At 64.2% G+C, this 19374-nt stretch carries 21 protein-coding genes and 1 pseudogene; 17 read left to right on the forward strand and 5 right to left on the reverse strand.

Going from position 1 to position 19374, the window contains the following annotated elements; genetic code table 11:
- Positions 1-68 precede the first annotated feature (68 nt).
- From argJ to NKI29_RS19780, 7 genes and pseudogenes are all read left to right on the forward strand, one after another.
- On the forward strand, positions 69-1310 hold the full coding sequence (argJ, locus tag NKI29_RS19750) for a bifunctional glutamate N-acetyltransferase/amino-acid acetyltransferase ArgJ (RefSeq protein WP_352696739.1): 1242 nt from the start codon (positions 69-71) through the stop codon (positions 1308-1310).
- A complete protein-coding gene (locus NKI29_RS19755) occupies positions 1310-2089 on the forward strand; it encodes a GNAT family N-acetyltransferase (RefSeq protein WP_352570524.1) in 780 nt (259 codons plus the stop codon). Before argJ ends, NKI29_RS19755 begins: the two co-directional genes overlap by 1 nt.
- Complete coding sequence (locus tag NKI29_RS19760) at positions 2086-2508, forward strand: (deoxy)nucleoside triphosphate pyrophosphohydrolase (protein WP_023677979.1); 423 nt, start codon at positions 2086-2088, stop codon at positions 2506-2508. Before NKI29_RS19755 ends, NKI29_RS19760 begins: the two co-directional genes overlap by 4 nt.
- Before the next feature lie 127 nt (positions 2509-2635).
- A complete protein-coding gene (locus tag NKI29_RS19765) occupies positions 2636-2941 on the forward strand; it encodes a hypothetical protein (RefSeq protein ID WP_023677980.1) in 306 nt (101 codons plus the stop codon).
- Positions 2942-3054: 113 nt separating this feature from the next.
- A pseudogene (locus NKI29_RS19770) lies at positions 3055-3806 on the forward strand (IS5 family transposase).
- A gap of 11 nt (positions 3807-3817) precedes the next feature.
- The gene (locus tag NKI29_RS19775) at positions 3818-4132 is read left to right on the forward strand and encodes a DUF6678 family protein (RefSeq protein ID WP_352646616.1); all 315 of its coding nucleotides are present in this window, start codon (positions 3818-3820) and stop codon (positions 4130-4132) included.
- Positions 4133-4275: 143 nt separating this feature from the next.
- Entirely contained in the window at positions 4276-4455 is a 180-nt protein-coding gene (locus NKI29_RS19780) for a Flp family type IVb pilin (RefSeq protein WP_352453066.1), read from the forward strand.
- 50 nt (positions 4456-4505) lie between these two features.
- Here NKI29_RS19780 and NKI29_RS19785 read toward each other — a convergent pair whose 3' ends face one another.
- Complete coding sequence (locus NKI29_RS19785) at positions 4506-5378, reverse strand: methyltransferase domain-containing protein (RefSeq protein WP_352577157.1); 873 nt, start codon at positions 5376-5378, stop codon at positions 4506-4508.
- Positions 5379-5432: 54 nt separating this feature from the next.
- Here NKI29_RS19785 and NKI29_RS19790 point away from each other — a divergent pair, with 54 nt between their 5' ends.
- The 4 genes from NKI29_RS19790 to NKI29_RS19805 are packed head-to-tail and all read left to right on the forward strand — an operon-like array spanning position 5433 to position 7830.
- A complete protein-coding gene (locus NKI29_RS19790) occupies positions 5433-6233 on the forward strand; it encodes a ComF family protein (protein ID WP_352570523.1) in 801 nt (266 codons plus the stop codon).
- A gap of 28 nt (positions 6234-6261) precedes the next feature.
- Positions 6262-6531 carry a glutaredoxin 3 gene (gene grxC, locus NKI29_RS19795; protein ID WP_352491813.1) on the forward strand — a complete coding sequence of 90 codons (270 nt, stop codon included), beginning with the start codon at positions 6262-6264 and terminating at the stop codon, positions 6529-6531.
- Between the two features lie 10 nt (positions 6532-6541).
- Entirely contained in the window at positions 6542-7408 is an 867-nt protein-coding gene (locus NKI29_RS19800) for a carbon-nitrogen hydrolase family protein (protein WP_352696737.1), read from the forward strand.
- A complete protein-coding gene (locus NKI29_RS19805) occupies positions 7405-7830 on the forward strand; it encodes a DUF1178 family protein (protein ID WP_352696735.1) in 426 nt (141 codons plus the stop codon). The genes NKI29_RS19800 and NKI29_RS19805 overlap by 4 nt, the downstream gene beginning before the upstream one ends.
- Positions 7831-7944: 114 nt before the next feature.
- Here the strand turns inward: NKI29_RS19805 and NKI29_RS19810 are convergent, their stop codons facing one another.
- Complete coding sequence (locus NKI29_RS19810; protein ID WP_352797032.1) at positions 7945-8745, reverse strand: SDR family NAD(P)-dependent oxidoreductase; 801 nt, start codon at positions 8743-8745, stop codon at positions 7945-7947.
- A 179-nt stretch (positions 8746-8924) separates the two neighbouring features.
- On the opposite strand from NKI29_RS19810, the gene NKI29_RS19815 reads away from it, so the two are divergent.
- Positions 8925-10145: a winged helix-turn-helix domain-containing protein gene (locus tag NKI29_RS19815; RefSeq protein WP_352621692.1), complete on the forward strand. Its 1221-nt coding sequence runs from the start codon at positions 8925-8927 to the stop codon at positions 10143-10145.
- A gap of 9 nt (positions 10146-10154) precedes the next feature.
- Positions 10155-10808 carry a Vgb family protein gene (locus NKI29_RS19820; protein WP_352797035.1) on the forward strand — a complete coding sequence of 218 codons (654 nt, stop codon included), beginning with the start codon at positions 10155-10157 and terminating at the stop codon, positions 10806-10808.
- Positions 10809-10870: 62 nt separating this feature from the next.
- Here the strand turns inward: NKI29_RS19820 and NKI29_RS19825 are convergent, their stop codons facing one another.
- Complete coding sequence (locus tag NKI29_RS19825) at positions 10871-12364, reverse strand: FAD-dependent monooxygenase (RefSeq protein WP_023675145.1); 1494 nt, start codon at positions 12362-12364, stop codon at positions 10871-10873.
- Positions 12365-12433: 69 nt separating this feature from the next.
- Positions 12434-12919, reverse strand: a complete 486-nt coding sequence (locus tag NKI29_RS19830; RefSeq protein WP_352542481.1) for a MarR family winged helix-turn-helix transcriptional regulator — start codon at positions 12917-12919, stop codon at positions 12434-12436.
- 101 nt (positions 12920-13020) lie between these two features.
- Between NKI29_RS19830 and NKI29_RS19835 the strand changes: the two genes are divergently transcribed.
- Positions 13021-13911 carry a DMT family transporter gene (locus NKI29_RS19835; protein WP_352503215.1) on the forward strand — a complete coding sequence of 297 codons (891 nt, stop codon included), beginning with the start codon at positions 13021-13023 and terminating at the stop codon, positions 13909-13911.
- 19 nt (positions 13912-13930) lie between these two features.
- Here the strand turns inward: NKI29_RS19835 and ubiG are convergent, their stop codons facing one another.
- On the reverse strand, positions 13931-14680 hold the full coding sequence (ubiG, locus tag NKI29_RS19840) for a bifunctional 2-polyprenyl-6-hydroxyphenol methylase/3-demethylubiquinol 3-O-methyltransferase UbiG (protein WP_023675148.1): 750 nt from the start codon (positions 14678-14680) through the stop codon (positions 13931-13933).
- A 214-nt stretch (positions 14681-14894) separates the two neighbouring features.
- Here ubiG and NKI29_RS19845 point away from each other — a divergent pair, with 214 nt between their 5' ends.
- From NKI29_RS19845 to ptsP, 3 genes are all read left to right on the forward strand, one after another.
- Positions 14895-15464 carry a putative glycolipid-binding domain-containing protein gene (locus NKI29_RS19845; RefSeq protein WP_352577137.1) on the forward strand — a complete coding sequence of 190 codons (570 nt, stop codon included), beginning with the start codon at positions 14895-14897 and terminating at the stop codon, positions 15462-15464.
- Between the two features lie 198 nt (positions 15465-15662).
- Entirely contained in the window at positions 15663-16916 is a 1254-nt protein-coding gene (locus NKI29_RS19850; RefSeq protein ID WP_352634310.1) for an aspartate kinase, read from the forward strand.
- Positions 16917-17096: 180 nt separating this feature from the next.
- Positions 17097-19367 carry a phosphoenolpyruvate--protein phosphotransferase gene (gene ptsP, locus NKI29_RS19855; protein WP_352621697.1) on the forward strand — a complete coding sequence of 757 codons (2271 nt, stop codon included), beginning with the start codon at positions 17097-17099 and terminating at the stop codon, positions 19365-19367.
- The last annotated feature ends 7 nt before the right edge of the window (positions 19368-19374 follow it).

The following is a 19374-nucleotide window of genomic DNA, read 5'->3' on the forward strand; positions in this document are numbered from 1 at the left end:
CTTGCGCCGGCGCGTGCTATCGGGCAAACCGGCGTTCCTTTCGCGATTTTTCCCGCCCGGGGTCTTCCATGTCCACACAGGTTTCGCCACTCGCGCCGAAGAAATATGCCAAGATGCCGGCCATCGAGGGCGTGCGCATCGCCACCGCCGAGGCCGGCATAAAATACAAGAACCGTACCGACCTGCTGGCCATGGTGTTCGACGCCGGCACCACGGTCGCCGGCGTGTTCACCAGGTCGAAATGCCCGTCGGCGCCGGTCGACTTCTGCCGGCAGAACCTCACGGCGGGCAAGGCGCGCGTGCTGGTCGTCAATTCCGGCAACGCCAATGCCTTTACCGGCCAGAAGGGCCGCGCCTCGACCGCACTCACGGGCGAGGTGGCGGCGAAAGCGGCCGACTGCACAGCGGGCGAGGTGTTCCTGGCCTCGACCGGCGTGATCGGCGAGCCGCTCGACGCCGGCAAGTTCAGCCATCTGCTGGCCGCGCTGGTCAAGGACGGCAAGCCGGAATTGTGGACCGACGCCGCCAAGGCGATCATGACTACCGACACCTATCCCAAACTGGCGACCGCGACGGTCAAGCTCGGCGATGCCGACGTCACCATCAACGGTATCGCCAAGGGCGCCGGGATGATCGCGCCCGACATGGCGACGATGCTTTCCTTCATCGCCACCGATGCGCCGATCGCAGCACCCGTGCTGCAGGACCTCCTGTCGCGCGGTACGGCCAAGACCTTCAACGCGGTTACCGTCGATAGTGACACCTCGACCAGCGACACGCTGCTGATGTTCGCCACGGGTGCTGCCGCCAGGCGCGGCGCGCCGGCAATTTCCGACCCCAAGGATGCGCGCCTCGGCGCCTTCCGCCGTGCCCTCGGCAAGGTGCTGAAATCGCTGGCACTGCAGGTGGTGCGCGACGGCGAGGGCGCCCGCAAGCAGGTCGAGGTCACCGTCACCGGGGCCAAATCGGCCCGCTCGGCCAAGCGCATCGCGCTGTCGATCGCCAATTCGCCGCTGGTCAAGACGGCAGTCGCCGGCGAGGACGCCAATTGGGGCCGCGTCGTCATGGCCGTCGGCAAGGCCGGCGAACCGGCCGACCGCGACCTTCTGTCGATCTGGTTCGGCGACAACCGCCTGGCCTATCAGGGCGAGCGCGACGCCGCCTATTCCGAGGAGGCGACTTCGGCGTATATGAAGCGCGACGAGATCCGCATCCGCGCCGATATCGGCATCGGCCGCGGCAAGGCGACGGTGTGGACCTGCGATCTCACCAAGGAATATGTCGCCATAAACGGCGATTATCGGAGCTGATGGCGTTGGCTTCCAGACATCCGGCAAGCGTGTTGGCGATCGTGCGCCGCTATGAGGCGGCCGGATTTCGCGCCTGGCCGGCGGCCGCCGTCCATTATGACGGCACCTGGGTGGTGCGGCTGACGGCCGGCCATCCGGCCAAGCGGCTGAATTCGGTCAATCCGCTCGATCCGGGCGACATCCAGCACATTGCCGAGCGCATCGGTCGCGCCAGCCGTCGGTTCGACGCCTATGGCAGGCCGCTGACCTTTCGCATCTCGCCGCTGTCGGGGCCGGATCTTTCGAAGTACCTCGACGGCGAGGGCTGGAGCATATTCGCGGAGTCGCTGGTCATGCGGCTGCCGCTGGCGGACGCCACGCTCGACGACGCCATGGACCAGATTCCGTTGAAGGACATCAGCCGTTTCATCGGCGCGGCGCTCAAGGTGAGCGGCTCGGATGTGTCGCTGCGGCCGGGCCTGTCGGAGATCATCGGCGCCATCCAGCCGGAGGCCGGGCTGTTTGCGCTGGAGGCCGGCAGCGAACCGCTGGCAACGTTGATCTGCGTGCATGACGGCGACCTTGCCGGCCTGTTCGAGATTGCCACCGACAGGTCGGTGCGCAACCAGGGCCATGGCCGCCATCTCATCCGGTCGGCGCTGAAATGGGCGCGGCTGCGCGGGGCGCGGGAAGCCTGGCTGCAGGTCGAGGCTGACAACGCGCCGGCGCTGGCGCTCTACCGTTCGCTCGGATTCGACGAAGTCTATCGCTATCGCTATCGCCGGCCACCCGGCGCATGAGCGGCTTGGATACGATCGGCAAACGCCTGCTCCTGGTCGCGGCCTGCGCGCTGGTCGATGCCGACGGGCGCGTGCTTTTGGCGCAGCGGCCCGAAGGCAAGCAACTCGCCGGCCTGTGGGAGTTTCCGGGCGGCAAGGTCGAGCCCGGTGAGACGCCGGAACAATGCCTGATCCGCGAATTGTACGAGGAGATCGGCATCGAAACCGACATCCCTTGCCTGGCGCCACTCACCTTCGCCAGCCATTCCTACGATGATTTTCACCTGCTGATGCCGCTGTTCGTCTGCCGTCGATTCCGCGGCATTGCCCAGCCGAAGGAAGGCCAGGTGCTGAAATGGGTGCGGCCGCGCCAGATGCGCGATTTTCCAATGCCGCCGGCCGATGCCCCGCTGATCCAGTTCCTCATCGATCTGCTGTAACGGCCGACCTGCCGTAAATCGGGCAGCGCCGCAACGCGCTGGCAGCAGCGTTAATGAAAGATTTATCTGACCGTGAAAAATTGACGCTAGGCGGTTACGCCGATTCCACCGCTGGGGAGCGATTTGCATGAGCCTTGAAAAGGACTGGGACTCGCCTTGGCCCGACCGCCTTCCTGGCGCCGCCAATGCCGGCATGGGAATATTGCGCATCGCCCTCTTGTTCGGCTCGGCCGCGGTGGCTCTGGCCTTGATCGCGACGCCCTACCTCGACAGCCGGACCCGCTCGCAGTTTGCCCGCGACGGGCTTGATACGATGAGCACCGGCTCGATCGGCCAGCGCGACAGCTATACGCTACGCAAGAGCGTGCTGCAGCCGCTGCCCAGTTCGGTCTGCGTTATACGGGCCGATGGCAGAAGCAGCGGCGACTGCTGACTCCTCAACAGATCTCCAGGATTCGGCTGTTTCCTAGGGCCAAAACCCAATCAGCCCCTTGAAGGGAGGGCGCTTTCCTGATTCACCAGCGGGTGTGGATCAGGAAGAGCAGTATGGCTTTGTTTTGGCTATCGGACGAAGCATGGGCAACGATCGAGCCGCACTTGCCCAAGAACCAGCGTGGTGCGCGTCGCGTGGACGATCGTCGGGTGATTTCGGGTATCCTGCACGTGCTGAAGGTGGGTTGCCGCTGGTGTGATTGTCCTGCCGATTATGGTCCCTCGACCACGGTTTACAATCGCTTCAACCGCTGGTCGCGACGAGGCTTCTGGCTGAAGATGCTTGATGCGCTGGTTCAGGCCGGCGCAGTGACGAAAAGCACCGCGATCGACAGCACCTACGTCAAAGCCCAGCGGGCGGCATTCGGCGCAAAAGGGGGCGCCAAGCGCAGGCCATCGGCCGTTCGCGCGGCGGTTGGACAACTAAGGTCCATGCACTCACAGACGTCGTCGGCCGCCCCTACGCGTTGATGTTGACGGCAGGAAACGTCAGCGACGTGAAGGCAGCGCCAGCCCTACTCGAACGCGCTGGCCCGATGCGCTACCTATTGGGCGACAAGGGCCACGATGCGGATCGACTGCGCCGTTCACTGCGCGAGGGAAAGACTACGCCGGCAATCCCGGGACGGCGCAATCGAAAGAGAGCAATCCGTTACGACCAAGAGCGATACCGTGGACGACACTTGATCGAGAACGCCTTCTGCCGCCTCAAGGATTTCCGCCGCATCGCCACCCGCTACGACAAACTCGCCACCAACTTCCTGTCTGGGGTGGCATTGGCTACCATGATCTCGTTCTGGCTTTGAGAGGCGACGAAATGCTCAATCCGGCGATGAACAACACAAAATGGGATGAGCTTCGGCTAGAAATGTACGCGCTCACGCCGCCACCATCTTGGAGCACGCTTTCCACAAACGGCTACCACTCACAGCCCGACCGCGAGTGGTTCTACCACTTCAGGGAGGGCGGATACGAATCCATCCTTCACTTAGACATTCAGGTCGAAACGCCCGCCCAGCGAGAACTTGTCCGCTCGGCTCTCAAGAAGGTGCATGTGCCCGGCGAGGAAATGCCTGACGGCTTTCGCGTGTTCGGTTATCTTCAGGATGGTCAGGCCGCCGAGTTTATATGAGGTCTTCGTTGCTGACCTGATCGAGTCTGGACCCTAGAATGCAGCTGGTTCCTAGAATGCAGCTGGTTCACCGCGCGTTAAGCCTGTCGCATTAACCTTTCTTAACGGGTCGGCGCTAGGTTCGGGCAAGAGGGATGGCGCCCATGAAAATCTTGCTGCAACGATTTTTAGAAGACGAGAGGGGTGCGACGGCTATCGAATATGGTTTGATCGTCGCCGTGCTGTCGCTTGCCATTGTCGCGGGTATTGGCCAGGCTGCCGGCGCCATTCAGTGGTTGTTCAGCGACAACAGCAGCAAGCTTGCCAACGCTTTTGCACAGTGACCGGCTTAGCTTTTGCGTGGGATACGCTTGGCTTTTGCGCAAGGATCCGCTCAGGGGCCGCCGGGGTTTTCCAGGATTGTCTTCAGCGATATTTTTGCGGAGCCCGGCTTCAGCGGCTTTTGCTGAGAGGCATCGGGCGCCCAGCCTGACATCCAGACCACCGAGAAACTCGCCCTGACGCGGCCATCGGCATCCGAAAACCGCTCCGCATAGATTTCGGCGGCGCGCGCGAACAGCGCTCGCGTGCCCGGCCGCCTGCTGCGGTCGACAAGCGCGCTGGTCTCGCCCATAGCGCGCAGGTCGGCGACCAGGCCAAATAGCGAATCGTAGCGCACCGTGATCGTCTCGACGTCGGCAACCGGCAGTGCCAGGCCGGCGCGCTGCAGCAGTGCGCCGGCGTCGCGGACGTCGGTGAACGGGATCACACGCGGGCTGGCGCCGCCATAGAGCTCGGTCTCGGCGGCAAGCAGGCTTTCGCGCAGTTCGGAGAGCGTGCCTGTGCCGGCGAAGGCGCCAAGGAAAAGCCCGTCCGGCTTCAGCGCCCGGCGGACCTGCACCAGCATGCCGGGAATGTCGTTCATCGCCTGCAGCGACAGCAGCGACACTGCGAGGTCGAGGCTTTCCGGCTCGAATGGCACGGTTTCCAACGGCGCCAACAGTCCTGGCTGGCCACCCAGGAAAGCGGCGTCGGCCTCGACGCGCACGTTTTCCGTCACCTTGCCGCTTTCGGCGAGCACCTCTGCTGCAGCCGGCGTCTGGCAAAACAACGAGGCCGCCTTGCCGAACCTGCGTTCGACGGCGCCGAGCCGGTCGGCAAGATCCTCGGCCGCCCGCCGCATGAGGAAATCCGCGCCGGCGATGGGGCGGGCCAGTGCCCGGCGCTTGCGCGCCAGCCAGAGCGAGGTGTCAATTACAGGCTGCAATGGGCAGGTCCTTGTGCTTCGCTCTCTGATATAGTGATGCGGAGGACCAACCACGTGGCCGATCCCATGCCAGAGATCAAGCGTAGTGCGATCAAGAGCATTGCCCGCAAGGCATTGGGCTGGCCAGCGCGCCTCTTGTTCCCGCCGGTCTGTGCCGGCTGCCGCCGCCATGTCTCGCAGCCCGGCGTGTTGTGCGGCGCCTGCTGGCCGAAACTCAGGCTGCTGGAACGGCCGTGGTGCCCGGTGATGGGCACGCCGTTCACCCACAATATGGGTGAGGGTTTCCTGTCGGCGGAGGCGATAGCCGACCCGCCGCCGTTCGAGCGCGCGCGGGCGGCGGTCGCCTATTCCGGCGTTGCCCGCCAGATGGTGCAAGGGCTGAAATACCAGGACCGCACCGATCTGGCGCCGTGGATGGCGCGCTGGATGCTTCGCGCCGGTGCCGAGCTCATCGCCGAGGCCGACGTGGTCGTGCCGGTGCCGCTGCACTGGCGGCGTTTCTTCCGACGGCAGTTCAACCAGTCGGCGGAACTGGCGCGGGCGGTGGCGCAGCTCGGGGAGCGGCCTTTCGCGCCATCAGCCATCAGGCGCGTCAAACTCACGCGCCAGCAGGTCGGGCTTGAGCGGCGGGAACGCGAGGAAAATGTTCGCGCCGCATTCAAAGTGCCTGATGAGGCGGAGATCGAAATCGCCGGCCGCCGGGTGCTGCTGATCGACGATGTCTACACCACCGGCGCCACCGTCCGCGCGGTCGCCAAGGCGTTGAAGAAGGGCGGTGCCGGCGCGGTCGACGTACTGACCTTTGCGCGTGTGCTGCCGGGGGACTTTCGGGCCGACGAATCGGCGCCTATATAGCCTAGGAACGAGGCAGGATTGCTGACCGATGGTCGATGTGACGATCTACACGCGGATGATGTGCGGCTATTGCACCGCGGCCAAGCGGCTGCTCGACAGGAAGGGTGTGACCTACACCGAGCACGACGCCTCGTTCTCGCCGGAGCTGCGCCAGGAGATGATCTCCCGCGCTCACGGCCGTTCCACCTTTCCGCAGATATTCATCGGCGACACGCATGTCGGCGGCTCTGACGATCTCCACGAATTGGAGGCGGAAGGACGGCTGGACAAATTGCTCGCCAACGGCTCGGCCAGATAAGGACATGACGATGGGTGGTTTCAAGGCGGCGGCGATCCAGATGCGTTCGGGAACCAGCCCGGAGCGCAATGCGGTCGATCTGGAACGGCTGGTGCGCGAGGCGGCAGGCCTTGGCGCGACCTATATCCAGACGCCGGAAATGACCGGCGCGCTGATCCGCGACAGCCAGGCACGGGCCGCTTCCTTCACCTCCGAGGACAAGGACATCGTCGTCTCGACGTCGCGGCGGCTGGCCAAGGAGCTCGGCATCTTCCTGCATATCGGCTCGACCGCCATTCTGCGCGTCGACGGCAAGCTCGCCAACCGCGCGCTTTTGTTCGGGCCGGACGGCGCAATCCTTGCCGTCTATGACAAGATCCACATGTTCGACGTCGATCTCGACAATGGCGAGAGCTGGCGCGAATCCGCCGCTTATAAGCCGGGCACCGAGGCTGTCGTCACCGAAATCGAGGGCGCGAAGCTAGGCTTTGCCGTCTGCTACGATCTACGCTTTCCGCAGCTGTTCCGTGCCGAGGCGCTGGCCGGCGCCGATCTGCTCTCGGTGCCCGCAGCCTTCACCCGCCAGACCGGCGAAGCGCACTGGCACGTGCTGCTCAGGGCGCGTGCCATCGAGAACGGCGCCTATGTGGTTGCCGCCGCGCAAGGCGGCGTGCACGAGGACGGCCGCGAAACCTATGGCCATTCGCTGATCGTCGATCCCTGGGGCCGCATCGTCGCCGAAGCCGCCCATGACGAGCCGGCGGTGATCGTCGCCGAGATCGACCCGGCGCAGTCAGTCGCTGCGCGCAAGAAGATACCGAATCTCAAAAACGCACGCGATTTTGCCGTAAACGCCGGTTCGGCGGAGGCGCCGCGTCTCAGGGGTGCCGCCTCTTGATCCGCTTTTCCCTGCTCTGCGAGCACGAGCACGAATTCGAAGCCTGGTTCCGCAGCAACGACGATTTCGACACCCAGAAGAGGCGCGGTTTCGTCGATTGCCCGGCCTGCGGCTCGCACAAGGTCGAGAAGGCGCTGATGGCGCCTGCCGTCTCCACCGGGCGCAAGCGCGAAAGCATCGCGCTGGCCATGGGCGAGGCGCAGAAGCAGGCGCTGGCGCAGCTCAAGGCCATGGCCGACAAGGTGCGCGAGAATGCCGACTATGTCGGCGACAAATTCGCCGAGGAAGCGCGCAAGATCCATTTCGGTGAAAGCGATCCGCGCGGCATCTATGGCGAGGCGACGCTGGACGAGGCCAAGAGCCTGGCCGAAGACGGCGTCGAGTTCTTGCCGATTCCAAGCTTCCCCGACGACCGCAACTGATCCGTCAACCTGCTCCAGACATAGCGAGGCATCTCTTCGCCAGGCAGCGCCGTGAAGGTCGGGGCGGCGCCGAAGGGCGGCGATGCCGCCACCCCCGCACAGGCGTCTACAGTTTCAGGCCGAGCAGCAAGGATGGGGCTCGCGGGCAATCGTTTCGCTGCTTCTTTCATGCCCACTGCCTGACGGGCTTGCTTCACTTGACGGGCTTGCTTCCGCATAGGCTGCAAACTGGCATTCAAGCGCCTTGACTGCACTGCTGCGCCAGCCCTCCGCCAGGGATTCCGACATGGGATCGGGGAAGATTTCCTCTTCGCCGTTCTCCACGCCGTTCAGGATTGCCCGCGCGACAGACTCCGCAGAGGCCTTCGCAATGTCCAGGCCCCGTGTCATGTCCGTGTCGACCGGGCCGGGAAGGACCCTGTGGACGCTGACACCCCGTCCGGCCAAAAGGGTGCGCAACGACTGCGACAGCGAGAACGAGGCCGCCTTCGAGATCGAGTAAGCCGGACTGAACGGCACGGCGGCAATCGAGGCCAGCGACAGAATGTTGACGATGGCTCCCCGCGACCGGGCCAGCAACGGCAGCAGAGCCTGGGTAACGTCGTACGAGCCGAAGAGGTTTACGGCGAGCTGTTGTTCGAGCACACGACGGTCGCTGAGGTCATCGAAGGGCGATACGCCGGCGTTGTTGATGAGGATATCGAGGGCATCGATCTTCTCGACCGCCTCCCGGATCTGCGCAGCGTTGGTCACATCCATGGTCAGGGACGTCACACGCCGGTCCGGGTGGGCCATGGCTTGGCGGGTTGCGGCATAGACGCGCTTTACGCCTCTGCTCAGGGCTTCCTCGACCAGTGCCCGACCGATGCCCCGATTGGCTCCAGTCACCAGGATGGTTGAACCTTCGATCTTCATTGCGTCTCTCCTAGTGCTTATCGTTGCGTTCGAGCTAGTGCACAATCTAGCCGCGACTCAAGGTTGGCGCGCCGCAACTCAGGTTGGCTACAGTCACCGTTGTCGATACGACTGGTTAGTGAGATGGACTTAGCGCCGGATGTCGAAGCCGTGGGAGTGACAAGTGTGACGGGATTCCGATGGACTCGCTGATCACGGCGGCGGCGCATGCGCTCGCGGCGGGCGATCCGCTCGGCGCCTTGAAGCGGGTTGCGCTGCGCGACGATGCGCCGGCACTGGCGTTGCGCGGTATCGCGATGGCGCAGCTTGGCGACCTGGTTCGGGCGAAGGTTCTCCTCAAGAGGGCGGCGCGCGCATTCAGCCCGAGGGAGGCCGTGGCCCGCGCGCGGTGTATCGTCGCCGAGGCCGAGATCGCGCTCGTCTCGCGCGACCTTACCTGGCCGGCCAAGGCACTCGACGCCGCACGGGCGACGCTTGAAAAGCATGGCGACCGCGTCAACGCCGCGCATGCGCGCAACCTCGACGTTCGGCGCCTGCTGCTGATCGGCCATCTCGACGAAGCCGAGCGCAGGCTGGACGGCTTCGATCCCTCGCCGCTGCCGCCGGCATCGCGGGCCGCCCACGAGCTGGCTGTCGCCGGCATCGCCATCCGCCGCTTGCGGACCGGCCCTGCGCGCGCCGCGCTTGGCCTGGCGGCGCGGGCGGCGCGCGCGTCCGGCATCCCCGCGCTGATCGCGGAGGTGGAGAGCGCATCGCTGGTGCTGGACACGCCGGCCGCACGCCTTGTCGCGCGTGGCGGGGAACGGCCCCTCCTGCTCGACGAAGTCGAAGCGCTCCTGGCGTCGGGGGCGCTCGTGGTGGATGCATGCCGCAATGTCGTGCGGGTCGCAGACACGGTCGTCTCGCTGGCGACCCGCCCGGTGCTGTTCGCGCTGGCCCGCGCGCTGGCCGAAGCCTGGCCGGGGGACGTGGCAAGATCGACGCTCATTGCGCGCGCTTTCCGCGGAAAGGACGCGGACGAATCACATCGCGCACGGTTACGGGTCGAAGTCGGGCGGCTTCGCGCGGAGCTTCGGAGCTTGGCGGATGTGAGCGCGACGAAGCGGGGCTTTGCGCTGGCCCCGCGCCGCGCAGGTGAGGTCGTCGTGCTGGCGCCACCCGTCGAAGAAGAGCATGCCGCCGTGCTCGCCTTCCTCGCCGACGGCGAGTCTTGGTCGAGTTCGGCCCTGTCGATTGCGCTTGGAGCCAGTTCGCGTACCGTGCAGCGAGCGCTCGAGCAGCTCGCCCAGGCCGGCAAGGTGCAGTCGTTCGGCCGCGGACGGGCGCGTCGCTGGATGACCCCGCCGCTGACGGGTTTCCCGACAATCTTGTTACTCCCCGGCCCACTGCCGGGCTACTAGGATGGAATCATGGAACGATCCGCAGCCGAAATCCTTCGAGAATATGGACCCTTTCCGGGTGTCGACCACGTGGACGGCGTTACCTTCGACGGTGAGCATGTCTGGTTTGCCTCAGGCGACAGATTGAACGCCTTCGATCCGGCGAGCGGCAAAGTGGTGCGCTCGATCGACGTCGCGGCACACGCCGGAACGGCCTTCGACGGCCATCACCTCTATCAGATCGCCGAGGATCGCATCCAGAAGATCGATCCGAGGAATGGCCGGGTGCTGGCGTCGATCCCGGCGCCTGGCAATGGCGGTGATTCCGGGCTCGCCTGGGCCGAAGGAACGCTCTGGGTCGGGGAGCATCGGGGCCGAAAGATTCATCAGGTCGATCCCGAGACAGGGGCAATCCTTCGCACCATCGTTTCCAACCGCGTCGTAACCGGGGTCAGCTGGGTCGACGGCGAGCTGTGGCATGGCACCTGGGAGGGCGAGGAGAGCGATGTCAGACGGATCGATCCTGAAACGGGAAAGGTCCTTGAGAAGCTCGATATGCCGCCGGGAACAGGCGTGTCGGGGCTCGAATCCGATGGCGGTGACCAGTTTTTCTGTGGCGGCGGAAACAGCGGCAAGATCAGAGCTGTTCGCCGGCCCAAACGAGGCTCTGCGACCAGAATCTGAGTTTTTGCCCTCCGTAGCCGTTTGATTTCGGGACCATTCGAGCTAACTGGTTTTTGCGGTTTTTAGCCCGGTGGTCCGAACCAGGTGTTCATCGCGTCTTGAAGACCATCCTGCGTCCTGTCGCCTACCCAAGCAACATATCCATCGGGTCGGATTAAAACTGCGGTTGGAGCGGAGACCAAACCTAGCGCAGGCAACTCCCATGGATCGTCCCATTTGGCGTAAACCAACTTAATGCGGTCTGACCACGGCTTGATGTCGAGGCTGCCCGGCGCGTCGAGATTCAAGAGCACTGGCCGCGCTTTTTGGAGGAGCGCAAATACGCGCATGGGACCATCAGGCGTGGCCAGGTCGAGGTCAGGAATGCGGCGGCCGACCAGCGGATGCCCCTGGCCGAGGTCGTAATGGATACCAAGTCCGGACATCTCGGCAGCGATCCGTTTGCGAGGCTCCTCCATCCCAAGGAGCTCTGATACGATTTCACGCAAGGCTTCAGTGCGATCATCAGTACGTTGCAATGCGACCTGTGCCATTGTCGTACGCAACACGCGGGCCGCAACCGGATGCCGCTCGATGTGATAAGTGTCGAGCAAGCGTTCAGGCGATGTTCCTTTCACCACTTGGGCCAACTTCCAACCGAGGTTCACCGCATCCTGCACACCGATATTGAGGCCTTGTCCGCCCACCGGGGAATGCACATGGGCGGCATCGCCCGCTAGGAGAACCCGGCCCTTGCGGTAAGCCGCCGCCTGCCGCGACATGTCCGTGAACCTGGAAATCCAGGTTGGGCTATGGATTCCGTAATCTGTTCCGCATGCGGCGACGAGCGCTTCGCGGAGATCGCGCAGCGTGGGCTCGGTCGTGGCGCCGACATTCTTTTCAGTGACCATGACGCCTATGGGACCTTTATCGGCAAAGACGACCTTGCCGTCACGAATTTCGTACTCTTCCCTGCCGAAGGCATGGATGCCAAGTGCGGTGCGATGAATGCCCAGTGGCGGCTCCTCCGCCATCTCGGCCTCGGCGAGGATGCTGCTGGTCGTCGCATCCCATCCTCGAAACTCAATGCCAGCAGCTTTGCGGACCAGACTGCGGCCTCCATCACACCCGACGAGATAGCTTGCCCGCAGCGACGCACCATCGGACAGTTCGATGGTGACGCCGGCGTCGTCCTGCACGAAACACGTTAATTCACGGGCGCGATAGATCGGCACTGCCAGCTCGCTGACCCATCCAGCGAGAATGCGCTCAATGTGTTTCTGTCTCAGCGCCAGCCCGTAGTTGTGGCGGGTCGGAAAATCGCTGATGTCTAAACGCATCGCCGCGAATCCCGTGACTTGGGCTATTTGTCCTTCGGCGAGGAACCGGTCCGCGATGCCGCGCTGATCGAAAACTTCGAGAGTGCGTGAACTCAGACCTCCAGCACGCGAACCGGCAAGCTCTTGGTTCGGGCGGCGTTCGACAATGGCTACGTCGATGCCTGCCAACGCCAACTCGCCTGCCAGGGTTAGGCCCGTCGGACCTCCTCCGGCAATCACGACTGCATGTTCTGTCATCGGCAAACTCCTCTGGCAGTTACGACTCCCAATGCAATGATCGCAGAGTCCCAGTGGTTGCCGTTTGGGTTAGTTCAGGCTCGCTATCAATTTTTCGAGCAGGCGAGCGAGCATGATCTGCTCCGGGCGTATCAGGCCGGAAAGTATCTGGTGCTCGTTGGCGACGTGAGCGGTAACCGCCTCGTCGATCAACGCCAGACCCTTTTTAGTCAGCTGCACGACAATGCCGCGGCGATCGTCGGGGTGCGGCCCGCGCTTGATCAGGCCGGATTTCTCGAGCCGGTCGAGGCGGTTGGTCATCGCGCCCGACGTCACCATCGTCGCCTCGTAGAGAGCCGTCGGCGTCAGCGCGTATGGCGGCCCGGAACGACGCAGCGTTGCCAGCACATCGAATTCTCCGGATTGCAGCCCGTAACTTGCAAACAGCGGCGCCAGCCGCTCTCGTGCGATCAGCGAGGCGGCCTCGTTCAACCGTCCGAGCACGGCCATCGGCGAGACATCGAGATCCGGCCGTTCCTTTTTCCATTGCCCGATCGCTTTTGCTGCGCGATCCATGTCTCTCACCGTTATGTATCTTGACGTGAAGAATCTTTAGCTTATCTTACCTCAGCTTGCGATATTGGCCAAGTGCCGCGAACGGGCGACGGGACGGTGCGATGAAATTTCTCTGGGACTCGGCGCTTGGCCTTCTGGTTGTCACCGGTGGACTGCTCGGCCTGACGCTGCCGTTCGGCAAGATCGCGACGGCGGCCGGCGTGGCCGCCATGGTCTGGGCCTTCGTCATCTCGCTTGGTGCCGGCGGCGTGCTTTTGTGCGCATTGCTGCTCAACGGGAAGCGCATGCGGCTTACGCCGCACAGGCTGCGCTATTTCTTCGTCACCGCGGCCGTCTCATATGCAATCCCCAATCTGCTGATGTTTTCAGCCATTCCGCATCTGGGCGCCGGCTACAGCGGCATCATGTTCACGCTGTCGCCGGTCGTCACGCTGGTGTTCTCGATGCTGCTCGGCGTCAGGCGCCCGACCATGCTGGGCATCGTCGGCATAGTCGTCGGTTTCGTCGGCGCAGTCATGGTGGCGGTGACGCGCGGCGAAGCGGGCCAGCCGGCCGAATTTTTCTGGGTTGCGATGGGCCTGCTCATCCCGGTCAGCCTCGCCGCCGGCAACATTTACCGTACCGTCGACTGGCCCGAAGGCACCGGCCCGATCGAGCTCGCCGTCGGCAGCCATCTGGCAGCAGCCTTGATGCTGTTTGCCGGCATTCTGGTCCTGCTTGGCGGCAATGCATTCGGCTCGCTCGGCGGCGTGCCGCTGGTCGCTGCGGCACAGGTGGCATCAGCCTCGGCGATGTTCGCCTTCTTCTTCCGCCTGCAAGCGGTCGGCGGCCCGGTCTATCTCAGCCAGATCGGCTACGTCGCGGCGGCGGTCGGGCTGTTTGCCGGGACCCTCTTCCTCGGCGAGCGCTATCAACTGCTGACCTGGGCCGGTGCCGTCATCATCACCGCCGGCGTGTTCATCACCACCAAGGCGCAAAGCCAGAGGCCATAGGGGCCAGAAGGCGTAAGCTTCAAACGGATGCCTTCTCCGCCAGCACCATGTAGTTGACGTCCATGTCCTTCGAGCGCTGCCAGCGGTCGGCGAGCGGGTTGTAGGTGACGCCGGTGCGGTCGATGACGGTCAGGCCGGCGCCGGCAAGCGCCTTTTCCAGTTCCTCGGGGCGCACCAGCTTGCCGAACTGGTGGGTGCCGCGTGGCAGCCAACGCAGCACATATTCGGCGCCGATGATGGCCAGGCCCAGGGCCTTCAGCGTGCGGTTGATGGTGGCGACGAACATGATGCCGCCAGGCTTGACCATCTCGCCGCATTTGGCCAGGAACAGATCGACATTGGCGACATGCTCGACCACTTCCATGTTGAGGATGACGTCGAATTTTTCGCCGGCATCGGCAAGGTCTTCCGCGGTCGTGGCGCGATAATCCACGCTCACGCCGACTTCCGCCGCATGCAGCTTGGCCACTTCGATGTTGGTGGCGGAGGCATCGGCGCCGACCACTTCGGCGCCAAGCCGCGCCATCGGCTCGCACAAAAGCCCGCCGCCGCAGCCGATGTCAAGGAAGCGCAGGCCTTCGAATGGCCGTGCCGCACGCGGATCGCGGCCGAAGCGGGCCGCCACCTGGTCGCGGATATAGGCAAGCCGGATCGGGTTGAACTTGTGCAACGGGCGGAACTTGCCGTTCGGGTTCCACCATTCGGCAGCAAGGGCGGAAAAGCGTTCCACCTCTCCGGCATCGATCGTCGATCGTCGGGGCTCTGGCATGGCGTGGTCTCCTCGGACGCTAGGAAGTCGGGCGCGAGGCTGCGAATGTCAAGGCGCGAAATTCACCGCCGGCGGTGCGATGCGCGCGATGCCTTCCGGCGCGGCCTTTTGCCGGCTGCATTTGTGTCAGCACGTGTCAGTTGATGGTGTGCCGGAAGGAAACGCCTAGGCTTTGGCGGACGAAGCAGAGACATCGGGTTCGGAGGAGTGCGCAATGATGCGAACGGTTGCTTCCATTCTTTGGCGCCGGCTTGACCAGGAAGGCCACGACGCTTGCCTTCTGTCGGAAGCGAGTTCCGGGTGGAACCTCAGGGGACAGGCGCTTTTCGTCCAGGACGGCGAGCCGTGCAGCATCGCCTACGAGGCGGACTGCGACGCCGATTGGCATACACGATCGGCGCGCGCCGACGGCTTTCTCGGCACGCAAGAGCTGCATTACAGGATCGACCGGCTGACCGAGCGCCAATGGACGCTGAACGGCGAGCATCAAGCGGAAGTCGACGGTCTCATCGATGTCGATCTCGGCTTCACGCCCGCCACAAACCTTTTGGCGCTTCGCCGTTTTGCCCTCGATGTCGGTACGGCGACGCCCGCGCCGGCAGCCTATCTGACATTTCCCGAACTCAGGCTCGTTCGCCTCGAGCAAACCTATCAGCGCGTCGATGCTGCACATTACGCCTATGCCGCCCCGATGTTCGGCTACCACGAGACACTGGAGGTCTCGCCGCTCGGTTTCGTCCTCGATTATCCGCGCCTGTGGAGAGCCACGGCACAGCTGGGCTGAAGCGAGCGGCATTTGCCAAGAGGCAGTGCAGGCGTGACGCTGTGCTCGTGTGTCGCCTGGCCGGCAGCGGCGGCATGCCTTGCGAAACCGCGATCATTTGGCTAAGGAGGCCGCGCATTGAGCGCCCGGCCACAGCTTGGCGCATTTTTCCGCTTTTCGGCCTTCGGTCCGGCATCCAGTCAAAGGCATTTCGCTTCTATGGCGCGCATCGTGATGAAATTCGGCGGAACGTCCGTCGCCGACATCGTCCGCATCCGCAATGTGGCGCGTCATGTCAAACGCGAGGTCGACGCCGGCCATGAGGTCGCCGTCGTGGTCTCGGCGATGGCCGGCAAGACCAACGAGCTCGTGCAATGGACGCGCGAGGCCTCGCCGATGCACGATGCGCGTGAATATGACGCCGTGGTCGCCTCCGGCGAGCAGGTCACTGCCGGCTTGCTGGCGATCGCGCTGCAGAATATCGGCGTGCATGCCCGCTCCTGGCAAGGCTGGCAGATCCCGATCAAGACCGACAACGCGCATGGCGCGGCGCGCATTCTCGACATCGACGGCGCGTTCTTGATCAAGCGCTTCGGCGAAGGCCAGGTGGCGGTGGTTGCCGGTTTCCAGGGCATCGGGCCGGACAATCGGATCGCGACACTCGGTCGTGGCGGCTCCGATACCAGCGCAGTCGCCATCGCGGCAGCGGTCAAGGCCGACCGCTGCGATATCTACACCGACGTCGACGGGGTCTATACGACCGATCCGCGCATCGAGCCGAAGGCGCGGCGGCTGGCCAAGATTTCGTTCGAGGAAATGCTCGAAATGGCCTCGCTCGGCGCCAAGGTCCTGCAGGTGCGCTCGGTCGAGCTTGCCATGGTGCACAGGGTGCGTACTTTCGTGCGGTCGTCCTTCGACGATCCCGACGCACCAGGAATGGGGGATTTGCTTAATCCGCCGGGAACGCTTATTTGCGACGAGGAAGAGATCGTGGAACAGCAGGTCGTCACCGGAATTGCCTACGCCAAGGACGAGGCGCAGATTTCGTTGCGCCGCGTCGGCGATCGGCCGGGCGTCGCCGCCGGCATTTTCGGGCCGCTGGCCGAGGCCAACATCAATGTCGACATGATCGTCCAGAATATCTCCGAGGACGGCAAGTTCACTGACATGACCTTCACCGTGCCATCCGGCGACGTCGACAAGGCGCTCGCCGTGCTCGAGCGGCTGAAGGCGACGATCGGCTACGACGTGGTGCAGTCGGAAGCCGGCATGTCGAAGGTCTCGGTCATCGGCATCGGCATGCGCAGCCATGCCGGCGTCGCCGCTACCGCCTTCAAGGCGCTTGCCGACCGCGCGATCAACATCCGCGCCATCACGACGTCCGAAATCAAGATTTCGATCCTGATCGACGGTCCCTATACGGAACTAGCAGTTCGCACTTTGCATTCCGTGTACGGTCTGGATAAGCAGTAGCGGACTGCATCGGCCCGAAATCGGAATCGATTTTCGGAAGGCAGGATGCAGCGGATCGAAAATCTTGGAGCGGTCTTTATGCGTCCAATTGGACGATGGCGCTCTAATTGAGTTGTTGCGTTTGTGCCGCTGTGCAGGGCAACCTGCACCGGTTGAAACGCTATTGGAGAAGAAGCCGCGATGCGTGATTCGGCCAGTGGCCCGCGCGTTTTGCTGAAACGGCTCCGCGAGCTCATGCAAGAGCCGCTGGAGCCGCAGGAGCGGCTTGACCGAATCGTGCGCGACATCGCCTCCAACATGGTTGCCGAGGTTTGCTCGCTCTATGTGCTGCGCGCCGATTCGGTGCTCGAACTCTACGCCACCGAAGGCCTGAACCCGAACGCCGTCCACCTGGCGCAGCTCAGGCTGGGGCAAGGCCTGGTCGGCACGATCGCGGCCTCGGCGCGGCCGCTCAACCTCTCCAACGCACAGGAGCATCCTGCCTTCGCCTACCTGCCGGAGACAGGGGAAGAGATATACAATTCCTTCCTCGGCGTGCCGGTGCTGCGGGCAGGGCGGACACTCGGCGTCCTGGTCGTGCAGAACAAGACCATGCGCCATTATCGCGACGACGAGGTCGAGGCGCTGGAAACGACGGCGATGGTGATCGCCGAGATGATCGCCACCGGCGATCTGGAGCGGCTGACAAGGCCCGGCCTAGAGCTCGATCTGCGCCGCCCGGTAAGCTTTACCGGCCTGTCCTTCAACGAAGGCGTCGGGCTCGGCCATGTGGTGCTGCACGAGCCGCGCATCGTCGTCACCAATCTTTTCAACGAGGACAGCGAGGAAGAGGTCAGGCGGCTCGACGCGTCGCTCGGCTCGCTCAGGCTCTCCATCGACGACATGCTGGAGCGCCGCGACGTCGCCTTCGAGGGCGAGCATCGCCAGGTGCTCGAAGCCTATCGCATGTTCGCCAACGACCGCGGCTGGGTGCGCCGGCTCGAGGAGGCGATCCGCAACGGCCTGACGGCCGAAGCGGCGGTCGAAAAGGTGCAGAGCGACATGCGTGCCCGCATGCTGCACATGACCGATCCGTATCTGCGCGAACGGATGAGCGATTTCGACGATCTCGCCAATCGGCTGCTGCGGCAGCTGATGGGGCGCGGACCGGAGGACGTCGCGGCCTCGCTGCCCAAGGACGCCATCATCGTCGCCCGCTCCATGGGTGCTGCGGAGCTGCTCGATTATCCCAGGGACAAGCTGCGCGGGCTGGTGCTGGAGGACGGCGCCGCGACCAGCCATGTCGTCATCGTGGCGCGGGCCATGGGCATACCGGTCGCCGGCCAGATGAAGGGCGCCGTTTCCATGGCGGAAAACGGCGATGCCATCATCGTCGACGGCGAGGAAGGCGCGATCCATCTGCGCCCGCAGCCCGACCTCGAGGCGGCCTATGCCGAGAAAGTGCGTTTCCGGGCGCGGCGGCAGGAGGTCTACCGCGAGCTGCGCAAGAAGCCGTCGGTGACCAAGGACGGTGTCCAGGTCGACCTTCTGATGAATGCCGGGCTGGCGGTCGACCTGCCGCAACTGGCCGAAGCGGGCGCGGCCGGCATCGGCCTGTTCCGCACCGAGCTGCAATTCATGGTCGCCTCGACCTTTCCGCGCGCGGAAGCCCAGGAGCGCTTGTACCGTGACGTGCTCGAGGCGGCGCGCGACAAGCCGGTGACGTTCCGCACCATCGATATTGGCGGCGACAAGGTGCTGCCCTATTTCAAGGGCTCGATCCAGGAGGAGAACCCGGCGCTCGGCTGGCGCGCCATCCGCCTGACGCTCGACCGGCCTGGCCTGCTGCGCACCCAGATCCGCGCGCTGCTCAAGGCGTGCGGCGGGCGCGAACTGAAGCTGATGCTGCCAATGGTGACGGAACTCGGTGAGATCGTGCAGGCGCGCGAGATCATCGATCGCGAGGTCCGGCATTTGTCGCGCTTTGCCCATCATTTGCCGACCAGCCTTAAGGTGGGGGCGATGCTGGAGGTGCCGTCGCTGCTGTTCCAGCTCGACGAGTTGATGAAGGCGGTCGATTTCGTCTCGGTCGGCTCGAACGACCTGTTCCAGTTCGTCATGGCGGTGGACCGTGGCAATACCCAATTGTCCGACCGCTTCGACCCGCTGTCGACGCCGTTCCTGCGTGTTTTGAAGCAAATTGCCGATGCCGGGGCTCGCAACCAGACGCCGGTGACCCTGTGCGGCGAACTTGCCGGCAAGCCGATCTCGGCGATGGCGCTGATCGGCCTTGGCTATCGCTCGATCTCGATGTCGCCGGCATCGATCGGCCCGGTCAAGGCGATGCTGACGGAACTGCCGCTCAGCGAACTGGAAGCGTTCTTCGACGACAATCTGATGGCGCCGGCGCATGGCCTGCCGATGCGGGCGCTGCTGCAAGCCTTTGCCGATGACCGCTCGATACCGCTATAGACTTCGC

Origin of the sequence: Mesorhizobium sp. M0678, assembly GCF_040320505.1 — a bacterium.
Taxonomy (GTDB): domain Bacteria; phylum Pseudomonadota; class Alphaproteobacteria; order Rhizobiales; family Rhizobiaceae; genus Mesorhizobium.